This window comes from Streptomyces sp. NPDC055189, from assembly GCF_053606765.1.
Window position 1 is genome coordinate 1 of the sequence record NZ_JBSGSG010000122.1, and the last position, 21,923, is coordinate 21,923.

Here is a 21,923-nt window from a genome sequence, read left to right on the forward strand (position 1 = left end):
GAACATCCCGCTGACCGTGCTGATCTGGCAGGACAACGGCTACGGGCTCATCAAGTGGAAGATGGACCTGGAGGTCGGGGAGAACTCCAACACCGGCTTCGGCAACCCGGACATCGTCCAGTACGCCCGCAGCTTCGGCGCGAAGGGCTACCACATCGAGTCCGCCGGGGACCTGCTGCCGACGCTCCGTGAGGCACTGGCGGACCCGGGCGTGTCGATCATCAACTGCCCGGTGGACTACGCCGAGAACATGAACCTCATCGAGCACCTCGGGCACCTCGACTCGGCGCTCTGACCCGCCCGCAGCGCGGCCCGACCCCGTACGGGCCGCGCTGCCCGGGCCGCTGTCACGCCTCGCGCGCAGCGTTTCGAGGACGACGGCGATAGAGGCGGAGGCCAGGCTGGCGCTCCAATGGCCCCCAAGGTCGTAAGCAGTCTGGTCTGGGCCGTGAGAGGCGTCAGACTCGGCCAGGCGGCTTGGGCCAGGGCGTTCCGGCGACGGCCGAGTCCAGCAGGTCGCCCAGTCTCAGCCAGGCAGGAGCGCCGGAGTACGTGGCCGGGCACGCGGCGAATCTGTCCCAGGCATCCTGATCGGTCCCGAGGGCGTCGCACACTACAGAGACGACCAGCGGGTGGCTGCTGCCGTGCTGCCCGCCGCGGGCCCGCAGCGCTGACCACGCGGGCAACGCGAGCACCAGGTCCAGACCGGTGTCAGGCCTGGCCAGTACCAGGCGTGTCCACGCTTCGCGCCACGCCGGGCCGCCACCCAGGCGACCGCGAAGGTCGAACGTGAGTCTGTGCAGGACGGAGTCGGGGCTGCTGTGTCGACGCAGCACGTCGTCGAAGTCCTGGTTAGACCGGTAGTCGCCCGCTGCGGTGGCCATCAGCGCCTTCTCTACTAGCGCGTCGTTCCGAGCATGCCGGTCGAGGTACTCGCCCAGCAACCGCGCCTGGTGTGCGCGGGGTGGGAGGTGTGGGTGCTGTCTTCGGCCGTCCGTCGGGTGAGCCTGGCAGCGGTGAACCTGTGGTTGCGGGGTGTGGGTGGCGGGGCGGAGAGGGGACTGTCAGTTGTGCGGGCGGGTGGGTGGTTCGGGGGTACGTACCAGCGTGGCCCTCGGTGATCGGCTGGGAAGCCGGGAAGGTGATGCGGATGCCGGTGATCGGCGGGGACGCGGGGTGCGCCTGACCGCGGAGCAGGCCTCGCTGTTGCGCCCGTGGTGTGGTGCTGCGCGGCACGGGTGTCCGGGCCGGGGGCCGGTAGGGGACGCTGTGGTGCCTTGCCGAGGGGGCCGGCGGGCGACTCGACCCCCGTGGGCGGTGTGGCCGGTTGTTTCCGGACACTTTCCGGGCGGCAACCATTTCGCAGGCCGCAACGGGAGTGCCGTGCGGGCCGGGTAAAGGCCCATCTGTGCCTTGTTGTCCGTACGTAGGGGAGGGGCTTGTTCCACCACGTGTGACACGGGTGTTCGGGGGAACCGCCCGTGGCTTGTGGTGGTGACGTGTCAGGTTGTGTGCCTCTCGTGACCGCCCGGGTCTGCGGGACGTGTCTTCCTGTGGGGGGAAGCCTTGATACATCGCACCTGGGGTGCGCGCCTTTCGCGTGCCCGCAAGAGAACCAGCCTGGCCACGGCGGCAGTTGTGGCCTCCGGCGCCCTGACCCTGTCCCTGCTGCCCGCCGCGGGTGTTGCGGCTGCGGCGGATGATCCGGGGTCGGCATGGGGCAAAGATGCTCCCTCCTTCTCGATGCCGCCGGTGAAGGTCGGGGACAATGACCCGGTGGCGCCGCAGGCCGAGCGCACGCCCTCGGACGAGGTGGCACGGTGGCGGGCCGGGCAGAAGCAGCGGGCCCAGGGCGGCGAAGCGGCGACCGGGCGTTCCGGCCGGGCGGCGCCCGGTGACTATGTGGCCGAGGGGCAGGGTGATGTGCCCTGGCACAGGATCAGCAACTTCGCGATCACGGACGCGCTGACGGCGCGGGTGAACTACTCGACCGGCAACCTGATGCTGACCGCCACCGACTTCCAGATCGCCGGGGTCGGTCAGAACCTGAGCTTGTCACGCACCTACAACTCGCTGGACGCGCCGTGGGGCAAGGTCTCCCAGCGGTGGTGGCAGCAGTACGAGCGCTACCTGCAGGTCTTGGACGGCGAGGTCGTCCTCTACGACGGCTCGGGCGACAGCCTGCGCTTCGCCCAGAAGGCGGACGGCACGTTCACCACGCCCAAGGGCTACTCGAAGGAACTGAAGAAGAACGCGGACGGTACCTACACGCTCACCAACTGGAAGTCCTCGTCCAAGGACACCTTCAACGCCGACGGCACGCTGACCAAGGTCACGGACAAGAACAAGGGCGTCATCACGGTCACCCAGCACGATGAGGGCGGCGAGCACAAGGGCTTCAAGCTGACCGAGACCCGCTCAAACCGCTGGATCGACCTGCTCAAGACCGACGCCTCGCAGTGGCAGGCCAAGGACAACAGCGGCCGCACCGCGGTCTTCGACCTCGACGCCGCCGGAAACCTGCACCGCACCACGAACGCCGAGGGCAAGACCACCACGTTCGACTACGACTCCTCCCGCCGCCTGACGAAGATCACCACGGCGGAGAAGCGGGTCACCGTCTTCACCTACGACAGTGCCAACCGCGTCACCTCCATGCTGCGCGCCACCGAGTTCAACGGCTCCGGCCACACGGGGCCGACGTGGACCTACGAGTACGACGCTGCCTCGCCGACGGCGGCGGGTACGACGAAGGTCACCGACCCCGAAGAGCACGCCACCAGCTACCAGCACGACGGCGACGGGGAAGTGGAGAAGGTCACCGATGCGCTGAAGCACTCGCGCTCGACGAAGTTCGACGCGAACCACAACGTGGATACGTCGACGGATGCGATGGGCTCGGGCAGCACGCCCGGCAACGTGACCGACTACGGGTTCAACACCCGCAGCAACCTGGAGAGCGTGGCGTCGCCGACGGGCGGCAAGTCCGTCACGAGTTGGCAGACGGTCGCCGGCGGGGACGTGCCGAAGGATGCCACCAACGCCGATGGTGAGAAGACGACCTACGGCTACGACACGGCGGGCAACACCAAGTCGGTGGCGCAGACCGGCACCGGCGGCGGAAGCGTCTCGTTCACCTACAACCCGGCCACGCCTAACTGCGGCGGGTTCGAGGGCCAGCGGTGTGCGGCCGAGACGAGGATGACCTCCTCCAAGACGGTCAAGACGTCGTTCACCTACGACGGCAAGGGCAACCTGGTGAAGGTGAGCCCGCCGGGGCCGCTGGGCGAGACGACCTACACCTACGACAGCCTCGGGCGCACCGAGACGCTGACCGACGGCCGGGGCATCAAGAAGGTCTTCACCTACGACCACCTGGACCGCATCAAGACCGTCTCGACGACGAACGACACGGTGCGCTACTTCTACGACGACGACGGCAACCTCACCCAGCGCGATGACAACACCGGCACGGTGAAGTACAAGTTCGACCCGCTGCAGCGCGAAACAGTCCGCACCCTGCAGGACGGCTCGGAAACCCTGCTGGCGTACACCCCTGCGGGGAACGTGGACTTCTACCAGGACCCGGCCGGGAAGGTCGATTACACCTGGAACGACGTCAACAAGCTGGAGGAGTTCAAGGACCCGCAGGGCCGGGTGACGTCGTACAAGTACAACAACAACGACGTCCGCACCGAGACCGCCTATCCCGGCGGCACGGTGCAGAAGGTCGACGTCGACAAGTCCAGCCGCCCCGAGAAGATCAAGGCAACGTCCAGCAAGGGCACCCTCGTTGACCTGGCCTACACCTACGGCTACGGGACGGGCGCCAAGACGGATGGCGACAAGATCCGCACCAGGACCGACGCGCTGGCCGGGCTGAAGACCACCTACAGCTATGACGGCGCGGGCCGATTCTCCTACGCGGCGGAGAACAAAGGCTCCGCGCTGAACGAGTCCTGGCAGTACTGCTACGACCTGGCCGGGAACCTCACTAGCCAGGGCATGGAGAAGGGCTGCCCCCGCGGCACGACTTATACCTTCAACGACGCGCAGCAGATGACTGCGAAGAACGGCTCGTCGACGAACTGGTCGTACGACAAGGAGGGCCACGAGACGGCTGCGGCCCCGACCCCGGAGGGCACCCGCACGGGCGAAACCTGGTCGGACCACAGCCAGCTCACCTCGCTGACCGTTGGCGGCAAGACGTATGCGGGCCAGTACGCCTCCACCGACCAGAGCGAGCGCATCAAGCTCGGCGACACCTACTTCCACAACGGCCCGATCGGCCTGTCAGCCACCTCAACTGCGGGTGTGGACACGGGCTTCAACCGGGAAACGGAGGGCACACTCAACTCCATGACCCGGGACGGCAAGGCGTACTACTACCTCACCGACGCCCTCGGCTCCGTCGTCGCCACCGCCGACGAATCCGGCACGAAGGTGAACTCGTACTCCTACAGCCCCCGCGGCGTCACTCGCGGCGTCAGCAGCGAGGAGGTCGCCCAGCCTTACCGGTTCGCCGGCGGCTACCAGGACCCGACCGGCATGTACCACTTCGAAGCCCGCTACTACGACCCCAACATCGGCCGCTTCACCCAACCTGACCCCTCGGGTCAGGAAGAGAACCCTTACCTCTATGCCGAAGGCGACCCGGTCAACCGGATCGACCCCACGGGCTTGTTCGGCTTCAAGAGCTTCATCACAGGGGTTGGACACACGCTCGCCGCTGCGGGGACGGCATTCGGTGCCGGTGTCGGCCTCGCGACCTGCGCCCCGACCATCGGAGCTGGGTGTGCCGCAGGTGTTGCCGCTGCCGGAACGAGCATAGTAGAGGGAGTCAACGCGTACGAAAATCTCACGAAGGCATTCGACGAATGATTTCGGATAACCGAAGAGTGTTCGCTATCTTCGGGGCAATTATTGCCCTGGCAGGCGCGGCGGTTGTCGTCGCCAAAGTGATCGACGCCGATGCGAGTACCGCCCTGAAGGTAGTGGGATTCTCTCTCATAGCCGTGGGTGTCCTGATCTTCATCATCAGCTTGATGAGAAGGACGACACGACGGCAGGAGTGAGGCGACACTCTCCTGTGGCCCCAGCGCTCAGGCGTTGGGGCCACAGGGCGTGATGCGGCAGCCGCGGCGCTGTGTCCGGGAGGAATCTCTCTGCTGACGGACAGGTTCCGCCTGGGGAAGAGGTAGCCCGCCGCTGGCAGTAACCGACTCCTCACCACGGGGCCCGTAGCCACCTGAGGCGGCTGCGGGCCCCGTGGCGGCTGACCCGATCACAGTGGGTCCGGACACGATCACCCTGTCCGGACCCGCCGCTTGTTCCCCACTGCCTCGCTGGCTGAGGCGAATGCGCGGGTGGTGCGGCTCCGGCCGGTCGCGTGAGAGGCGCGTGTGTCTGTCACGGCTCGGGGGTCAGGGAGCCTGCGGTGCGGGCGGCAGCCCGGTGTCACCTGGTCTGAGGGTGGAAGGAATGCCGTGTTGGTCGGAAGCGGGCCCGGTGCCGGGCGGCGTCGGCGCCAGGGACCCGGGACCCGGTCCTTCGTGGTGCGGCCGTGGTCATGTACTGCCCGGTAGGTCAAGTGAGCCCTCACTCATAGGGGGTTGGTGGCGGTTGCGGTGTTCCGGGGCGCGCGCGTTTGGCATGGCGTTGTGGTCCTGCCGGGGTTTGGGCGGATCGGGGAAAGGGCGGCTGGTGGGTTCGGAAGCCGAGGGATTGTGGATGGCGCGGGCGGTGTGCCGGACGGCGGATCCGGACGAGTTGTTCGTCCAGGGCGCGGAGCAGCACCGGGCCAAGACGGTGTGTTCCGGCTGCCCGGTGCGTACCGAGTGCCTGGTATATGCGCTCGATTCCCGGAGCGGGCACGGGGTGTGGGGCGGGATGACGGGGCGGGAGCGGCGTGCGCTGCTGCGCCGGCGTCCCACGGTGTCGTCGTGGCGGGGTCTGCTCCGGGCGGTGCGTGCGGAGCACGAGCGGTAGGGGCGCGCGGGCGTTGACGCGGCACGGCGGGCTGCCGGCTGAGCCGGGCCGCGGATGAGGGTTGGGATCCGGCCCGCCGAGATGAGCGACGCAGGGCCCCCGGCCGGGCTGATCGGGGAGATCGAGCGGTTCTACGGCACGGCGGATGCGGATATCGAGCCTTTCGAAGAGCGTCAGGCTCAGGTCGGGGAGGCGTTGTTCGGTTCGCCTCCGCTGGCCGTGGCCCTTCTGGCCGAGGACGAGGGGGCGCCGTCGTGGGGTTCGCCGCGTATTCGTTCCTGTGGCCGTCTGCGGGATCGGCCCGCTGTCTGTTCCTCCAGGAGCTGTGTGTCCGCGGCCCGCTTCGCCGGCAGGGCATCGGGGTGCGCCTCGTGGACGGGCTGCGCGCTGTCGCGTCTGCGAGGCGGGGGTGCAGTCGGATCGAGTGGATGACGGACAGGGACAATCCGTCTGCTCGGGCGTTCTACGGTGCCCTCGGGTTCAGGGAGTGCGAGGGGAAGGTTGTATATCGGGGGAAGGCCGGGGCCGGGTGAGCTGATGCGACCCGGGGCGGCGTGCCGCGGGCCGCTGGCTGGACTCCCCGTCCTCGTCGACGGGCCCGGCGACCGCCGAGCGCTAGGCGCTCATCGGGCGGTGGGCTGAACGTCACAGCGTCGATGCCGCCGCCAGGCCGTGCTTGCTGCCGCTCAGCCGTTCTGCAGCTGGATGAGGCCGGGAGTGTCCTCCTGCGGGTGATGGATGCCGGGGAAGATGCGGATGCGGTCCGTCCCTTCCTGTACGCCCCAGGGCGCATCCGGCAGCGTCACCTTCTCCGTGTAGGAGTTGCAGCTGTAGGTGCAGGTGAAGTGGTCCTCCCAGAGCGTCACTTCCGCCCGGTCGCCCGGCAGGCGCATGGTGTGGATGAGGACGGCGTCGTCCTCGCAGTCGCACTCCTGGCCGTGCAGGCCGCCGGTGCTGCCGCACGGGCACGGCTTGCCCGGCTCCTGCTCCGGGCCGTCCCAGGACATCTGGGCCGCCACCGCACGCCTGGCCGCTTCCTCCTCGTCGACGGCGGGGACGGCCGTCGTGTCTTTGCCCTGCTGAGTCGTCATGTGCTCGACGCTACCGGCGACTTCGGCGGGACCGCTGGAGGATTGGGGCACTGTCCCGGGCAAGGGGCAGGCTGCGGTCGAGCTCAGTCAAGGTCAGACCTGTTGGAGCCGTCCTGGTGGCGTGTGCGGAGCACGAGCGGCAGGGGCGTGCGGGCGGCGACGCGGCACGGCGGGCGGCGGGCTGAACCGGGCTCCTGCGCCCCATGGGCGCCTGACGGTGCTCCTGCTGCATGTCAGCGGTGCGCCGTTGGGTGGCGGGTGTTAGAGCCCATCTCTGGACCTCAACGTGGTCGCCGTCTAGTAGGTCTCTACCTGGCTCAGCATCAAGATTGCCAAGGTGATCACTGTCAGTGGAATCGCGATGGCTGCGGTGCCGAGTACGACGCCCGCCCGTGCCCGGTAGCGATCGGCTCCCTCATGGTTCCGCATTCTGCGCAACGCGAGGGTGCCTGAGACAACTGCAGAGCCCCCCACGGGCAGGAGGAAATACAGGGGAAGCAGACGGACCCACGCCGGGAGCAGCAACGGGGAGACCATCAGCGCGACGGCGACAATACCTAGTACCAGCGACACCGTCCCCCGCGCCTGCTGCCGCGCCACCACCTGGTCACTCGATCCAGCCATCTGCTCAACGGTCATGAGCGGGATGCTAGACGGCAGCTACCGCTCTCCGCTTGGGCACGAGTACCTAGTTCTCCTGAGTAGCCTGCCGCCGTGCCCATGATGGCCAGCGGAGGGGTCGGTGCGTACGGAGCCCTCTACTGAGGCGTGCATTCAGGATCAGCAGAGGTTGAGAGATGGGCTCTTGGGGCGTGATGAGGCGGATGATGGTGGTGGAGGTGGTTGCGTTTGTGGTGTGGGTGGCTTGGATGCGCCATCGGCCTGTGGTTGTGTCTACGGGGGCCTGCTGGGGCAGGTCGGGATCCGGTGTGGCGAGGTGGGTGCCTGCGACGGCGGAGTCGATGAGGACGGCGGGGCCGCTGGTCTCCCACACTCCGCATTCCTCCCATTGGGTGCGTGGGTTGTGCAGTGCCTGTTGGGCGGTGGTGAGGAGATCGGTGTCGGAGTCGGCGCTGTGCCAGCGTACGAAGGCCCGGTGTGGGGGCGGGTAGCAGGTCATGGCCGGTTCGTCGCCCAGGACGAGGGCTTGGGCGCCGTCGGTGCCGACGGGGATGGCTTGGGCGGGGGCCCCGTCCGCTTCGCAGGCGCGGTCGTAGTCGTCGGGCTCGCCCGGTGTGCCCAGGACCCGGCCGATTGGTGTGCAGCCGTGCCAGAGCGGGAGTGCCGTTCGGGGAAGGACGATGAGGGGGCCGCCCATCGACTCGACCCAGTCCGGTTCGGGATGTCGGGGTCGGGAGGGGTTCATGCCGGGGGAGGGGGAGGTGTTTATCGGGCCAGTGTGGCGCTTCGATGGCGGGAGCAGTTCACGAGTGTGCGGCAGCGCGGCGAGCCGGCTGGAGAGCGCGGCTGTATGAAGACGTTCCCGCGGACCCCAGGATGCAGATTCGCACTCAGCATCAATCATCGAGGAACTCGTCGAGGTATGCACGCCCCGTCTTGCACGAAGGAGAGTCGTGGCGGGCCTTGCGGCCGGCTGTCGTCTGCGGCTTGCCGGGGTGGGCTCCGTGTACGGGACGGCCTGCCAGTGCCTCGTCGATTTCGTGCTGGAAGTGAGCGAAGTTGGTCAGGGCGAACCATCCGCAGGGTTCGATGCGCTCGGGGATCACGGTGTCGGTCTCGTCGACGTATCCCTCGCTGTCGGCGTCGTAGAAGCAGTGGTGTTGCAGGAGGCGGGAAGGGCGCAGTTTTTCGTGTGCCACGGTGCGGAAGTAGCCCTTGTGCCACGGCCAGTTCATGGTGAAGAAGGGCGGCATGAGCAGCCGGTCGGGTGTCAGCAGGGACAGGTCCGGGTCCTGGCAGACCGCGGGGATGTTGTAGAGGTAGGCGAGGATGCCGCCGGGGAAGCGGCCGTGCGGTCCGCTCTGGCCGGTCTTGATGATCCGCCCGAACAGGTAGGCGGAGTCGGCCGGTTGCAGGACGAACACGTCGCCCGCCTCGTGCCGGCGACGCTGCCCCTTCATCTGCTGCAAGGGCACGGGTATCTGTCCTTTCCCGGTGTCATCGTGATCGTCACGTGATGCGCCGCAGCCACGGTGCTCCCCCCTCTTGCCTCCTTGGGCCCGGATCTCCTCGTCCGCCGAGTCCAGTTCACCAGATGCAGCAGGCACCCCGTCCGTCAGGGCTCCGTCTCCGGGAAGGGGCCGCAGGCGCCAGGCGTAGTGGCGGCCCGGAGCCCCGGCCGGGTTCGTGCGGTGTCGGTGTGGGCGCCGGAGGCCCCCGCACGCGGTTCCTGTCGGAGGGGCCGCGTGAGGGGAAGGGACGGCCCGCCTGGGGCGTGAGCATCCCGGACGGGCCCGCCATGGTGCCGGAGGGGGCGCCTGTGTCTGGACGTCCGGCGCGAGCCCGGCCGGGCTGCGCGGCACCGGCGCCCTGGCTTTTGCGGAGTCTCCTGCGGGGGCGGGATCGGCAGTAGCCCCTGGCCGACGCCGGTGTGTGAGTGCTCCGCGAGTGCTCGGGTCGGTCGTGGTGGGGGAAGTCGGCCGGTGGGTATGCCGGGTTCGGGGGCAGGCTGTGGTGGTGGCGGGGCGTAACTCACTCCTGCCTGGTGCCACAGCAGTCATCGCTGGATACGCTCCCGCTATGTCTGACTCACCCGACGCCATCAGCAAGCGCAATGCCGACGTGGTGCGCCGCTACCTTCGAGTGTTCGAGACAAAGGCCGTTGACCAACTCGCCGAACTTGTTGCCGAAGATGTGCTTGTCCATGGAGCAGGCCAGAACGTCCAGGGGCGACGCTATCCCGAGCAGGCGGTCCTGACCCCAGGCCTGTCCAACTGCCGCGTACGGGTGGACGACCTCTTCGCCGCTGAAGATCGCGTTACCGTGGCCTTCACCTTGACCTACAAACACGACCGCACCGGGCGCGACCTAACCATGACGGGTGTTAAGTCGTACCGCCTCAAGGAAGGGCGGATCGTCGAGTTCTGGGGCGAGACCGACCTGTACGGAATCCTTCGTCAGGCCGGGCTCGTTCCCGAGCAGATCCCGCCGTTCTGAGGGACGGCAGCACGCCTCTCACCGCCCTACGGGTCGCGGACCCAGCCCTGAACTCACAGGGCAGGACCAGCAAGCCCTGGCCAACTCCTGCCCGTGCCCCGGTCACCGTTGTCACTGAGCGTAGCCACACCACACGAAGTAGACCAGAGCCGCAACTCACGTACATAGCCAACCTCCTGTGGCGCGTGTGGTGGAATGGCTCGGACAGCCCGTCACCGCCCACACCCCCCTGGACACGGCCACCGAGGACCGCCTGACCACGCAGACGGACGCCACCCTGCTGCATGCAGCTGCTGCCCGGCCGCGACGCCTGGTACGTCACGGGCCTCAACCCCGCCCACGCCGACGGCGGACTGCTGCGCCACTGGGCGGCCACCGGCCGGCCTGCCATCCTCTACCACCACCGCGACCCACGCGACCGGGCCCTGGCCGTCATCGAACACCTCACCTGCGAGGACGGCGACGTCGGCACCATGCCCGGCCACCTCGTCTACCGCGACATCCTCACCGTCCTGCGCGGCACCGACGCAGGCCTCGCCCTCGCCTTAGCGACCCGGACTTCCCCGGCAACGAAGAGACACGGCACACCGGGTGGCTCACCCGCCATCCCGCCATCCACGCCGTCCCACGAAGAACTCGCCGGACCACACCACGGCGGTACGACGAACGCGCGCACCCGCGCACTGCAATGCCTGGCTGCCTGGCTGCCTGGTTCGATGTTTCACCGACCACCGCCGCCGGGCTGCCGGATCCTCCCGCGGGGCTTCGGGGTGACAGTAAGTGCCCGTCATGAGCGGGCCTGCCACGACAGCGCTGCCGTGGGTGACCTTCCCTCCGGCGTTGACGTTAGTTGCGCATGACTGCAAAGAGGACAACCGCAGCGATGCTGCTCACCAGTGCGGTTGCGGGCACAGGGATGGCTGCTGCACCCCCCGCCAGCGCAGGAGGAATCGGCGATTTCCTGTCACCGGCTTTCGGAACCAGCTGCGCCAATCACCGCACCGGCGGGCACATGGTGGGCAGGACTGCCTATGGGGAAGGGTCCGCTGACAGCAACCTTCTCGGGCTGCCCGTCAGCTCCCCGGTCAATCAGTGTGGCGGTGCGGACCTACCCGGCGAGCTTGACGAGGCCTTTGCGTTGAGGGGGGCCGGTGGCGGCAACTACGGCATCGTCAAGGATCTGGCATTTGGCGTCGGGTAGCGGCCGGGGGCAGGGGCAATTGGCAGGGCATCCTGCTGCGGGCGCTTTCCCAAGAGGACTGGCACGATGTGTATTCCCGCCTGTGGGCGGTGAGATGACGCCGATCTCATCCGCCAGTTCGCCGCCGGACGTGCCCAGCTCCACCGCCCGGGGTAGCCGGCCGCCATGCGGAGTTGGACGGTGACGGGTATGGCATCTGACGTGGAGTCCTTCCGGGGAAGCATGACGACACATCAGTGCCGCAGTGGCCCTCCCGCCGGTCAGTCCTGTCGGCGGAGAGAAGGCGGTCATGTCCGCGGACACGAGGCCCCCGCAGAACGGACCGAAGCCGGCCGGGACGGCGCTGACCGCGCTGGACACGCAGGCCGGTGGGGTCGGCGGGAGGCGTTCGTTGTGGCCGGCCGCCGGGATGATGCTTCCGCCGCGGACCGACGGCGTGCCTGACGCGGCCGGGCGGTGCTGTGCCGCGTTGCGGCGGGGGGCCTATGTGGCAAGGCTGTGGTCTGTGCATCGAACAGTGGTGAGGGACGGATGGGCGGCTCGTCAGGGCCGTGCGGCACGGGGGCAGGTTTCGATTGGTGCCGCAGTGCGCTGTCCGCTCTGTCCGCAGATCACGAGCGAGGTCGGGCTGGAGATTTTGGCGAAGACTCTGGGCCCCGGCGGCGGGCGTCGGTGGTGGAAGGCGACGAAGGCGGTCGAGGGGCGTGGGGTACCGGCCGGAGAGCTGGGTACCCGGCCTGCGGTTGTTCCAGTCTCGTGCCGGCAGACCGTCACCATGTCCCGGGAGGTGAGGCGATGGCAGGGAAGCGCCGTTCGCAGCGTGTGGTCGAGGTTTTCGCGGATCTCGGCTCGCTCTCGCTGGTGGAGGAGCCGGAGGGCCTGCTCATACTCGCGGAGGCGTTCCTGGATCTCCTGCCGGTCGGGGAGGTCCGTATCACCCTGAACAAGCCGGAGGGCCGCCGGACGTGCCAGGCGGTTCTCGCGGATGACTCGGCCGGTGACGGTTCTTCCTCCAACCCATGCCCCGGCTTCGATGGTCCGGCGGTAGTGCTGGAGCTGCGCCACAAGGACCACGCGCTGGGGACGGTGGAACTGCTGCCGCCGTGGGAGAGTCCGCTGACTGCCGCGGATCTCCGACTCGCTCAGGACCTTGCTGATCTCGCGGTCGTCGGCCTCGCGAGCCGGCGCCTCCTGGAAGAGAGCCGCAACCGCGTGCGGGGCCTGCAGCGGGAACTCGACGAGAAGGTCCTGGTCGAGCAGGCCAAAGGAATGCTCGCCGAGTTCACGGGCCGAACTCCCGGACGAGCCCTTGCACTGCTGCGCGCCCAGTCGATGAAGAGTCGCAAGACGTTGGTGTCTCTCGCCCGCGAGATCGTCGACGCGTCCGGCGTGCAGCCACTGCGCCAGTGGCCGAGCTGGGCGCTGCCGCACCAGAAGAAGGGGCCCGCACCGCGGCCCGTCCGGACCTCCAGACGCCGACCGTCAGCGTGACCCGGCGCGGTGGGCATACCTTCAGCGGCCACCGAACGAACGGGCGACGCATCAGCGCTCGACTGCGGGGCAGCAGCACCCCAAGGCTCCCGCGCCCAGTCCCTGCGCGGGGCCTGTTGCGCTGCCGGTTGCTCCGATGCGCCGAGCCGGCTTCAGTCCGGCAGCTGCGGGTTCCCCATTTCCTCCGCGCCGGCGTCCTCACGGGCCAGGGGGATGCGGGATCCGCCCCGGGCGTGATCGTGAGGACGCCTGAGCAGGTGGGCACGATCGGTCTGATCTAGGCCATCGACCGGTTCGACCTGTCCCGCGAGGTCGAGTTCTCCACGTTCGCGATTCCCTGGATCACCGGTGAGATCAAGCGCTTCTTCCGGGACGCGAGCTGGGCCGTCCACGTCCCGCGGCGCCTGCAGGACGGGTCGCGCAGGCCTTGGCCGACGTGGCGGGCATCGCCATCCTGCAGCACCGCGCCCTGGTGCAGGCCGATCTCGAGCGGGCCCAGCTGCGGTCGGCCTTGTCCAGCCGCATCGTCATCGAGCAGGCCAAGGGCATTCTGGCCGAGCGCTGGCATACCAGCCTCGATGAGGCTTTCGACGTCCTGCGCCGGTATGCCCGCAGGCACCGTCTGCCGCTGGCTGTGCTGTGCCGGCAGTTCATTGACGGCTCTCTGAAGGCCTCGGCCCTGAAGGGTCGGTGACAGGGGGTGTTGCTGGCGGGTGCTGGCCGGACCACGTGATCCCGGCGCCGTCCACGGCGTGATCACGTGGTCGGCCGGGCTGAAGCCCCGGCCTCGACTTTCGGGTGTGGTGCCGCCGATCCGTTCGGCAGTTCGCCGGCCGCAGGCCGGGCGATGTCTATTTATCCGCGGCAGTGACCTTGCACCGGCCTTGTAGTTGCACCTGCTTTCGCCCTGCATCATTAAGATGCAGGGCGAAAGCAGGAATGGATTAATTGAAGGAACGGATGCTATAGCTTCCCTGCAGGTTTCCCTGGGATTGCACTGATCCCTGGCGCTTCGTGTAGTTGGTGCCCGCGTAGATGTCGACGGAGCTGAGGTTCGTAAGGTTGTAGGCCGACTTTGCGGGGTTGTTGCCGGCCCATGCACCGCATCGGGCGACAGTGTCCTGGAGCGGGGGCACGGCCTGGCAGATGCTGCCCTGTCCGTTGTAGCCGCTGAAGAAGCAGAACTTTCCTTCCTGGCAGCGGTCGTACCCCGCGGCTGCGGGTGCTGCGGACGCGGCCGGGATTGCGGCAGCACCGATCAGGACAGCCAGTGACGCAGTTGCGAGTGCTGCGCGGATCTTGCTCATGGTCTCCTCCGGAAGGTCGGCATCTGTGGTCGGTGGTGACGATGGCATTTGGTGCGGTCTGGTTGCCAGATCTTCACCTTGTCCCGGACGGGTGGTTCGCTGTCCGGGCTGGTGAGAGCCGTGTCCCGGATCTTGTCCGGTGCTGCGGAGAGGTCAGGGGGCACGCGGGCCTGCTGTGAGGTTCGGGGAGGGGGTCACTGAGGTGTTCGGGGTTTCTCGCCATTGATGCGAGTTCGTTGTTGTGCTGGTGGGTGGGTATTTCGGATGGTTGATCTTGGTGGTGGTATCCCGGATTTGGTAGTGGTGTGGTCCCGGATCGGTCGGTGCTGTGGTTGTCGAATCTCCTTTGCGGCGTGCTCTATAGCGTATGAGGGTGTGGGGGCGGAGGTGGAGTGGTGTGGCCGGTCGGTGGATTTGTTCAGGAGTAGTGGCTGTGGGCTGGGGTTTCTCGGTTTGACTGGGTGATCTTCCGGTTGGGGCGAGGGTTTCAAGTCCGGTGTAAGGCACCGCTGTTGATGTGCCCGGCGCGGGCAACGTTGGCGATGGCCTGGGCTTTTGCGGGTGTTGCGCAGGTTGGTTGAGTGGAGCTCGGTTGTTTGTGCAGTTTCACTGGCGGGCCGTAAGACAGCCGGGGCTTCGGGGCTTCGGGGCTTCGGGGCCTCCCGGGGGTGGCCTGGTCTGTGTTCTTGTTGTCGGTTCGGTGTCGGTGCGGCTCCGCGTCGTCACCGGTGTGTTCGCGTGTGTGGTGTGGGGGAGTGGCGGGTGCGGGGTCGGTAGTGTTCTTCGGCGAGGTGGTCGAGCTGAATGGCTTCGAGTGATGCCTTGGTGATGCGTTCGCTGCCGTCGATGATCGCGCCGATTGCTGCCTGGCGGATCAGCCGGGCCAGGCTGCCGATTTTCCCACCGGTGCGCTGATGGAGGTATGAGGCGTGGCGGGGAAGGCTGCCCGCGGTGTGGTTCTCGAGGTCGAGGGCTTGTTCCATCAAGGTGATCAGTTCTTTGAACGGCTCCTGCCGGCCGAGGCGGGCGGGGAACGCCCCGAAGTCGATCAGGCTGGCCCGCCCGGCGAGTTGAGCTCCGCGGACCCCGGTGAAGAGTTCGGTGCGACTCACGTCGATGCCCGCGTAGACGAACGTCGCGCCGATGCGTTCGGTGAGGTCTTTGAGGAGGTCGGCGGTCTCAGCCCCGGTGGACGTGTGCGGGTTGAGCCGGTGGATCTCGTCGACCAGTACGAGCTGCACGCCCACCCGGGCGTAGGTGGCACACACCGCTGAGGTGATCTGGGCTTGGGTCATCCGGGCGGTGGTGGGGATGCCGAGGTAGCGGGCGAACTCGGCGGCGAGGGTTTTCGCGCTGGCGGCGGGCGGCACCAGCACGTACGCGACCGGCACGGAAGCAAGATGGTCTGCTTGGGGGCGGGGCTGGCGTGTGGTGTGGGCGAGGTGACAGACCCGACCGACTTCGAGGAGCGCGGTGGTCTTGCCGGTGGTGGCGGGGCCGGTGACGATCAGGCTGGGGCGGGCGGTGACGTGCTGGTGGCGTCCCAGGATCATCAGGGTGCGCACGTTGCGGGCCAGGGCGTCGACGGCCGGGGTGCGGATGGTGACGAACGCCGAGTGGTAGGCCAGGCGTTCGTCCGTGCTGCGCCGTGGCGCCTCCGCCGCTGGAGGCGCGGGCGGGTCAGTGGTGGCGAACGTTTCGAATCCTCGCCAGGTGGTGATCGCCGTTCCTTCGGCGGGATCCGTGACGGCTTGCTGTTTCCTCACCACCGTTGCGCCTCCTCGTGGGGATCCCACAGCGCGAACCCGCTCTCGGGCCGCGTATCGACCGGCGGTTTCCCGTCACGACCGTCTTCGGCGGTCAGCTCGTCGAGGCTGTCTGCCTCTTCCCACTCGATGCCGTCTGCGTCAGCACGATCCGCTCCCGTGTCGCCATGCTGTCCCACAGCCCTGTTCATTGGGCCATCCCATAAACCGCTGTCAGCGTTTCCTGCGCCGTCACCACTGCCTGCGCTGGCGTCTTCGTCGTGGGCGGATGCCGCAGCCCCATCGTCTGGCTGCTCGTGGTCGTCCTGGGGCCGGTGCTGTTCGGGCACGCCTGGCGAGAAGATGCCGGGCCCTCCGGTGGTGCGGACTGCAGCTTTCCCGGTACGGGCGCGGCGCAGGACCTCGTCGAGGGCCTCGGCGAGGTCGGCCTCGTGCTGCTCGCGGCCGCCACGCTGTTCCACGAGCGCCTGCACCTGGCGCCAGGCGCTTTCGCCGAATGCTTCGTGGACGTGGTCGCGGTGGATCCAGGGGACTTCGGCCAGCCGGCCGTCGGGCAGGCGTACCCACACCTGCCGCAGATCGTGCGGGTTGTGGTGGACTTCCCATTTCCCGCCCCGGGGGGTGACGCCGGAGGCCTGGCCGCGGTGCTCGTTGAGCACCGCGTGGTCATAGGTGCGGTGGCTGATGCGGATGCCGCGGGTGGTGATGGCCTGCCAGCGCACGGGCAGCAGCTCGAGGTAGTCCCGGCCCCTCAATGCGAGCGGCACGTACCCGCACAGCCCCAGGAGCGCTGCCCACATCTCGTTCGGTGACAGCACCGCCCGCGCCAGCACGGGATGCCGCAGCGCGTCGTGGCGTCGGGACTGCCATCCGCAGATGATCCACTCATCCAGCAGCTCCTGCAGCTGCTCAAAAGTCCAGACGGCCTCGCCCTCCACGTTCCGCCCTCTACGGGTGACGTTGGAGCCGGTGTAACCCGCGACGTGCTGGGCGAACAGCGTGTTGATCGCGCCGAAGGTCCGCTCCACCGAGCCCTTGGCGGTCGGCTGCTTGGGCGGGGCAGGCTGCACACTCACTCCCAGCGTCTCGCACGCGGTCACAAAGCCCTCGGAGACAAACACCTTGCCCCGGTCCACCACGATGGTCTCGGGCACCACCACCGGCCGCGCCGCAGCCCCGGCCAGCCGGTGATCGAGCGACAGCAGACGCTCGTAGGGCACCGCCGCATACGCAAGCTCCAGTGCCGGCGCCCAACCGGGCCGCATCGAATGCGGCACGGCCATCTCGGCGAGCAGCAGCGCCGCGTCCACCGCCTTGGTCCCCTCCGGCCGCAGCACACCGGCGAGGATCGACCGGGTGGCCACGTCCAGCGCGATGGTGAGCTCCGGACGCGCCGCTCGCCCCGCACCGTCGATGGCCATCACATCCAGCCGGGTGGTGTCGACCTGCACCATCTCGCCCGGCCGCAGCGCCCTGGTCACACTGAACGGCCCTGCCGGAACCGTCGCGGTACGCGCCGCACGCCCCGGCAGCTCGCTGGGATCGGCCAACGTTTTCACCAGCCGGTTGAACGTCGACTCCGGTGGAACCGCCACCACACCCGCCCCGTGCAGCTCCTCCAGGACCTGACCGGTCAACAGCCGCAGCCCCCGCAACGTCCCCTTGGAACGCCCGCGCTGACGCCGCAAAGCCTCCAACACCGCGGCCACCACCCGCTCATCGCTGCGCCCCGTTCGACTACAGGCCCGCCGCGCCCGCCCGTCGACCAGCCCCAGCAGCCCCTGCTGCCGGTAGCGGGCCCGCATCCGCCGCACCGTGGCCACACTGACCTGCCTCCAGCCCAGCCCGGTCAGCTCCTTCGCCTTGGCCTGCTCCCGCTCGGCCAGCGACCACCGCTTCGGGTCGAACCGCGCACGCGGCCCACCCGTGCCACCGGGACCGTCAGGCAGCCCGGACTCGACCTCACGGATGTGCCGCTGCCACGCCAACGCCCGCTCCCGCGCCTGCACGCCCACCGCCTCGAACAAACCCCACTGCGGCACCTCGGGACGCACCCGGTCCGAGAGGACGCGAAAACCGGGATCAGCGCACAGATGCGCGCCGAGCACGGACGCCGTCGTCCCGGCCTCATCAACCAACCGCACCGTCTGCCCGACCAGCGCGGCGACCTGCCAGGCAGCGCCATCAAAGACGACATGCGCCCCGACCTCGACCCGCCAGCCCACAGGAGATTCCGTCATCATCCCCGCCCCCCAGCCACTCCCCGCCGGACCACCACACGCTCGTGCAGCGGCACATCCAGCACCGTCTCGAGCCGCCCCGCCCACAGCGCGTGATAGACGACCGGCAAGACCTGCAGTGGATCTCCGACCCCGGCCACCCCCTCCAGCAGAGGCCGAGGCTGCGCGTAGACCTCCAAGACCGCCTCCTCCAGGCCGTCCGCACCGCGGTAGCGCGGGTGCCGATAGCCGGCCAGCCACGCCACATTCCCCGCCACCACCGCATCCGGCGGCGCAAGGCACCGGTAACGCCACCCCACCCACCCGCACACCGCCTCCAACACCGACCGCGCCTGCTGTGCCCGCACTCCACCGCCGCCCCCACCGGCGGGGCAGTCGGCCAGCAGCCCACTCCCGTCCGCGTACCGGGCGAACACCTGCGGCACCCACGACCGAACCCGGCCGTCGTCCTCGCGCCACACCACCCGCACGGGACGCCCCGACAGCCCCACCACCTGCCGGTCCCGGTCCAGCAGCATCAACTGCGCCCGCATGGCCGCCGACCCGTGCGCCACATGCCGCCCCGTCGTGGCCGACCACCACCAGCCCGGACCCCACCGCCTACCGGGCACGACCGGGAACGCGGCCACTGGCGGAGCAAGCTCGAAACGCACCTCGGCCGCGGCAGCGATCCAGGGCATCTGCCTCAGGCACCCGGTCTCGTCAACGAACACCGCCAGCACGCGCCCCGCATCGCCCGGTAGTCCCACAGCAGCAGCCAAGAGCAGCCCCCCGCGACGGCGGACCGGAATTCCGGCGCCTCACCCCAACGAGCGAACGCGACCTACCGATCAACGGAGAAACCGAGCCCGACCTCGCCCGTCCCAGGCAGTACGCCGGCCTACCGGCCCTCCACCCCCCGATATGACCGCAGAATCTCCACCGCCTCCTCCGGCGACAGGCGGGCCCAGCAGGCCACATCCTCCAACCCCACTCCGGCGCGCACGGCCGCAGCCATGACCTGCACCAGCGCCCGGTCCAGGAGCTCAGTGCCCCGGCTCAACGTCTCCAGCAGATACCGGGCCGCGTCAGCGGTGGAACCCACCTGCGCACCCCGCAACAGCAGCACCTGCTCCTCGGCCTCACCGAGGAGGTTGCCGATCAGAAAACGCTGCTCCGCGGAGACTGCAGCGCGCCAGTTCGTGCCCGATCCCGGCGCCCGATTCTCCTTGGCCCGCACCCGCAGCTGAGCGGCCATGGTGGCGGGCTGATGCTCCTGGCGCAACCACCACAGATCCCGCTCCCTCCCATACCCATCCAGCCTGCTCAGGCCGCGACGCATCCGCACGACAGCTCCCATCCAGGCGAGCAAAGGACCGCCGTAATCGCTCGCAGCCAGCGGGCCCAGCCACGGCCGGCCCACCCGCTCGCCCAGAGCCCGGCCAAACGCCCCGTCGGCGGACAAGGGCCGAAGCCGCTCACCCCCGCTGTCCACCCACACCAGCTGCGCCATCGCCGGGTCCAGCAACGCGTCCGCGACCACGACCACTTCGGGAAAGATCACCGCATCGCGCCCCACGATCCGCCACCGCTCCAGCTCCCCGCCCGCATCACCCCCGGCGACCTGGTGCAGCCGCCGCGGCCACACCCGCTCCTCCTCCCAGTGCAACGCCTGCTCCCACCACCGGGCCACCACCGCATACGCCAACGCGAACACCCGCCCCGCCTCCACCCCACCCCGCACCGCCCGCCGCACCACACCCGACCACCGCCGCTGCGCCACCACCACCTCAGGCAGGCCCCGTACATCCAGGTACTCCACCCCCTGGGCGGCGTCCGCGTCCAGCAGCCACCGCCCATGCCGCCCACACACCCGCTCCCACCGCCGCGCGTACCGCACCCACCCCACCGGTGAACCTGACCGCCGGGCAGCGCACGAGCGGCAACCGAAGGCCACCGGCCCCGCCACCGCGCCACCCACACGCCACACCGCCGCCGGCTCCCCAGCCTCGCCCTGCAGCTCCGGCACCACCTCCCCGTGGTCCCACGAAGGCAGCGCCCGCGCCATCACCACACCCTCGACACCGCACAAGTCCGCCAGCACCTGCCGCCCCGCCGTATTCAGCAGCACCTCCGCATCCGCCCTCACACCCCCGCCCGGATGCCCGGGCCGCGCACCCCGCCACTGCCACTGCGATCGCAGCCCCGCCTCCGGCACCCCGTACCGGCCTGCGAGACGACAGATCAAAGAAAACGTCGTCTCCCCGCGCAACGGCGCCACACGGAAAACGCCAAGGCTCGAAGCGCCCCTGGACCCATTCACCATGCTCGTCGCCTCCAGACCCGAAACGACACCTCACACCCAGCACGCCGTCATCCATGCGCGCGAGCACCCAATCTCCACTCAGTCGCCGTAGACGCCGGCATCACCCTCCCAACACGCGAAGACGCCATCAGGGCTATGACCACGATGCAACCCAACATGGCCCTCACGCAGGACACAGCTCCGCCCGAGACCTCCGTGCTTAGCCCCGCAGCGCTGCTCGTCCCTCGCCGCGACGCCCTCCTCGTACTCCACGTCACTGCCACTACCCGCCGACCCCGGGTGCCACAGACGGCCTCCCGGGACACACCAGTGCGCAGGAACCTGGGCGAGCATCCGCTGCCGCTCCCGCTCATCAAGACTCCGCCGGCGATGACTGTCTCGCCGGACCCCCGGGGCAAGCAGCGCACGCTCGCCCGCCGGCATCGTCTCCGATCCGTCCGCGCCCCCGGACACAGAGCCCGACGCCGTCGTGTGCGCGGTAACCGAAGGCCCCGCATCCGCACGCCGCTGTGGCGGCAGCCCCCTCTTGCCCAACCCCCTACGCACCCAACCCACCTCCGCACACGCGGAGTTGTCCTCGAAGCTGAGCAGCCAATGCCCGCCGTCCGCCGCACAGGCCGCGATCGCGTCGAGGAGCCCCTGCGCGACCACCGCAGGCAGCATGGAATCGGAGTAACGCCGCCGCTCCTCGTCGGTCAATCCCTCATCCCGGTATGGAATACGGCCACGGATTTTCAAGGACTCCCGCTCGCCAGTCACCCTGACTTGGAGATAGCGGGTTCGCTGCCGTCCATTCCCTTGATAGTTTCGGCAGTGAAGGTCTTGCTGCCGATTCGAACCCACACATCCTTCTTCGACATGCGAGTTATTGTGGCATAAAAGAGAGATCACTGAGGCAGTGTCAAAAAGAGCTCAGAATACTAAAGTTGACGCACCGTTCAACAGGGAACGTCAGGCCACCCTGAGACCGATCAAGAGCCCCGGCATCCCGGGCGGTCCGCCCGAGCGGTACAACTTCAGGCTGTCCTGAGGTCAGGAGCTGGACGGACGAGCCGACTCCGTGGCCCCTCGCGCTCCCAGAGGAGGGAGGCGATCTCTCGAAGTTCCCATAGTTTTTTGCTTCCTTACGCTCTTGCACCGCAACCCTCACAATCTTTAAAGTGGAGTCCTATTCGAGAATAGAGCGCGCGGAGTCGGGGGATCAGAAATCGGCTGAACCGTACGGTATTGACGGCCCGTCAGAAACACCGGATGGGCGCAAAGACCACCCGGGCCCGCCCGCGCAGCCAGCCTGAGGGATTCGCGGAGCGAATCCCGTTTCTGCCCGAATCGCGGAGCGAATTCGGGCCCGGGGCAACGGAGTTGACCCGGGAATTCCGGCGGAGCCGGAATTCTGAATTGCGGAGCAATTCCGGTT

At 68.5% G+C, this 21,923-nt stretch carries 20 protein-coding genes and 1 pseudogene; 11 read left to right on the forward strand and 10 right to left on the reverse strand.

What is annotated here, in order from left to right:
- Positions 1-295: thiamine pyrophosphate-dependent enzyme (locus ACWFR3_RS43390; protein WP_453740211.1), on the forward strand; the 295-nt coding region annotated here is incomplete at its 5' end.
- Positions 296-458: 163 nt separating this feature from the next.
- Here ACWFR3_RS43390 and ACWFR3_RS43395 read toward each other — a convergent pair.
- Positions 459-884: a hypothetical protein gene (locus tag ACWFR3_RS43395; protein ID WP_453740212.1), complete on the reverse strand. Its 426-nt coding sequence runs from the start codon at positions 882-884 to the stop codon at positions 459-461.
- Positions 885-1,743: 859 nt separating this feature from the next.
- Between ACWFR3_RS43395 and ACWFR3_RS43400 the strand changes: the two genes are divergently transcribed.
- The 4 genes from ACWFR3_RS43400 to ACWFR3_RS43415 all read left to right on the forward strand — a co-directional run bounded on the left by ACWFR3_RS43400 (position 1,744) and on the right by ACWFR3_RS43415 (position 6,521).
- Positions 1,744-4,881, forward strand: coding sequence for an RHS repeat-associated core domain-containing protein (locus ACWFR3_RS43400; RefSeq protein ID WP_453740228.1), 3,138 nt, complete (start codon positions 1,744-1,746; stop codon positions 4,879-4,881).
- 17 nt (positions 4,882-4,898) lie between these two features.
- A complete protein-coding gene (locus ACWFR3_RS43405; protein ID WP_453740213.1) occupies positions 4,899-5,075 on the forward strand; it encodes a hypothetical protein in 177 nt (58 codons plus the stop codon).
- Between the two features lie 655 nt (positions 5,076-5,730).
- On the forward strand, positions 5,731-5,988 hold the full coding sequence (locus tag ACWFR3_RS43410) for a WhiB family transcriptional regulator (RefSeq protein ID WP_453740214.1): 258 nt from the start codon (positions 5,731-5,733) through the stop codon (positions 5,986-5,988).
- 254 nt (positions 5,989-6,242) lie between these two features.
- Positions 6,243-6,521 (forward strand): GNAT family N-acetyltransferase, encoded by a 279-nt coding sequence (locus ACWFR3_RS43415; protein WP_453740215.1) that lies wholly within the window; start codon positions 6,243-6,245, stop codon positions 6,519-6,521.
- 153 nt (positions 6,522-6,674) lie between these two features.
- On the opposite strand, the gene ACWFR3_RS43420 is transcribed toward ACWFR3_RS43415, so the two are convergent.
- The 4 genes from ACWFR3_RS43420 to ACWFR3_RS43435 all read right to left on the reverse strand — a co-directional run bounded on the left by ACWFR3_RS43420 (position 6,675) and on the right by ACWFR3_RS43435 (position 9,175).
- Positions 6,675-7,079, reverse strand: a complete 405-nt coding sequence (locus ACWFR3_RS43420) for a hypothetical protein (protein WP_453740216.1) — start codon at positions 7,077-7,079, stop codon at positions 6,675-6,677.
- A gap of 297 nt (positions 7,080-7,376) precedes the next feature.
- Positions 7,377-7,718 carry a hypothetical protein gene (locus tag ACWFR3_RS43425; RefSeq protein ID WP_453740217.1) on the reverse strand — a complete coding sequence of 114 codons (342 nt, stop codon included), beginning with the start codon at positions 7,716-7,718 and terminating at the stop codon, positions 7,377-7,379.
- 49 nt (positions 7,719-7,767) lie between these two features.
- A complete protein-coding gene (locus tag ACWFR3_RS43430) occupies positions 7,768-8,445 on the reverse strand; it encodes an Imm21 family immunity protein (RefSeq protein WP_453740218.1) in 678 nt (225 codons plus the stop codon).
- Between the two features lie 151 nt (positions 8,446-8,596).
- A complete protein-coding gene (locus ACWFR3_RS43435; RefSeq protein WP_453740219.1) occupies positions 8,597-9,175 on the reverse strand; it encodes an Imm26 family immunity protein in 579 nt (192 codons plus the stop codon).
- A gap of 604 nt (positions 9,176-9,779) precedes the next feature.
- On the opposite strand from ACWFR3_RS43435, the gene ACWFR3_RS43440 reads away from it, so the two are divergent.
- The 6 genes and pseudogenes from ACWFR3_RS43440 to ACWFR3_RS43465 all read left to right on the forward strand — a co-directional run bounded on the left by ACWFR3_RS43440 (position 9,780) and on the right by ACWFR3_RS43465 (position 13,582).
- Positions 9,780-10,196 carry an ester cyclase gene (locus tag ACWFR3_RS43440; protein ID WP_453740220.1) on the forward strand — a complete coding sequence of 139 codons (417 nt, stop codon included), beginning with the start codon at positions 9,780-9,782 and terminating at the stop codon, positions 10,194-10,196.
- A gap of 284 nt (positions 10,197-10,480) precedes the next feature.
- A complete protein-coding gene (locus tag ACWFR3_RS43445; protein ID WP_453740221.1) occupies positions 10,481-11,056 on the forward strand; it encodes a hypothetical protein in 576 nt (191 codons plus the stop codon).
- Positions 11,057-11,079: 23 nt separating this feature from the next.
- A complete protein-coding gene (locus tag ACWFR3_RS43450) occupies positions 11,080-11,397 on the forward strand; it encodes a hypothetical protein (protein ID WP_453740222.1) in 318 nt (105 codons plus the stop codon).
- A gap of 795 nt (positions 11,398-12,192) precedes the next feature.
- Positions 12,193-12,888 carry an ANTAR domain-containing protein gene (locus ACWFR3_RS43455; protein ID WP_453740223.1) on the forward strand — a complete coding sequence of 232 codons (696 nt, stop codon included), beginning with the start codon at positions 12,193-12,195 and terminating at the stop codon, positions 12,886-12,888.
- A 254-nt stretch (positions 12,889-13,142) separates the two neighbouring features.
- Positions 13,143-13,301, forward strand: a pseudogene (locus tag ACWFR3_RS43460) (sigma factor); the annotation flags it as partial.
- Positions 13,302-13,324: 23 nt separating this feature from the next.
- Positions 13,325-13,582: an ANTAR domain-containing protein gene (locus ACWFR3_RS43465; RefSeq protein WP_453740229.1), complete on the forward strand. Its 258-nt coding sequence runs from the start codon at positions 13,325-13,327 to the stop codon at positions 13,580-13,582.
- A gap of 250 nt (positions 13,583-13,832) precedes the next feature.
- Here the strand turns inward: ACWFR3_RS43465 and ACWFR3_RS43470 are convergent, their stop codons facing one another.
- The 5 genes from ACWFR3_RS43470 to ACWFR3_RS43490 form a co-directional block, all read right to left on the reverse strand.
- Positions 13,833-14,195: a peptidase inhibitor family I36 protein gene (locus ACWFR3_RS43470; RefSeq protein ID WP_453740224.1), complete on the reverse strand. Its 363-nt coding sequence runs from the start codon at positions 14,193-14,195 to the stop codon at positions 13,833-13,835.
- 722 nt (positions 14,196-14,917) lie between these two features.
- Positions 14,918-15,916: a TniB family NTP-binding protein gene (locus tag ACWFR3_RS43475; protein WP_453740230.1), complete on the reverse strand. Its 999-nt coding sequence runs from the start codon at positions 15,914-15,916 to the stop codon at positions 14,918-14,920.
- Positions 15,917-15,957: 41 nt separating this feature from the next.
- Entirely contained in the window at positions 15,958-18,204 is a 2,247-nt protein-coding gene (locus ACWFR3_RS43480) for a Mu transposase C-terminal domain-containing protein (protein ID WP_453740225.1), read from the reverse strand.
- Positions 18,201-18,962: a TnsA-like heteromeric transposase endonuclease subunit gene (locus ACWFR3_RS43485; RefSeq protein WP_453740226.1), complete on the reverse strand. Its 762-nt coding sequence runs from the start codon at positions 18,960-18,962 to the stop codon at positions 18,201-18,203. The genes ACWFR3_RS43480 and ACWFR3_RS43485 overlap by 4 nt, the downstream gene beginning before the upstream one ends.
- A 119-nt stretch (positions 18,963-19,081) precedes the next feature.
- Positions 19,082-20,311 (reverse strand): DNA-binding protein, encoded by a 1,230-nt coding sequence (locus ACWFR3_RS43490; RefSeq protein WP_453740227.1) that lies wholly within the window; start codon positions 20,309-20,311, stop codon positions 19,082-19,084.
- Positions 20,312-21,923: the final 1,612 nt, after the last annotated feature.